The sequence below is a fragment of the Pseudomonas sp. Fl4BN1 genome, from assembly GCF_009908285.1.
Classification (GTDB): Bacteria; Pseudomonadota; Gammaproteobacteria; order Pseudomonadales; family Pseudomonadaceae; genus Aquipseudomonas.
On the sequence record NZ_JAAARM010000160.1, the window covers coordinates 1 to 272 of the forward strand.

General features: G+C 56.2%; 1 tRNA gene. It reads left to right on the forward strand.

Annotated features, from left to right (window positions below):
- Positions 1-149: 149 nt before the first annotated feature.
- Positions 150-225: transfer RNA gene (locus GV818_RS34030), tRNA-Glu, on the forward strand.
- Positions 226-272 lie beyond the last annotated feature (47 nt).

Here is a 272-nt window from a genome sequence, read left to right on the forward strand (position 1 = left end):
TATAGCTCAGCTGGGAGAGCGCTTGCATGGCATGCAAGAGGTCGACGGTTCGATCCCGTCTAGCTCCACCAATTTACAGTTCAAGGTCTGGCCACACCGGCCTTGAATCGATCAGTACTCAGCACTGGTCAGTTGTTAGAAGGGTTTGTGTCCCCTTCGTCTAGTGGCCTAGGACACCGCCCTTTCACGGCGGTAACAGGGGTTCGAGTCCCCTAGGGGACGCCAGTTTCACACAAGTGATGTTGCAAGATGTCGCTGCGCCGCGAGGCGAA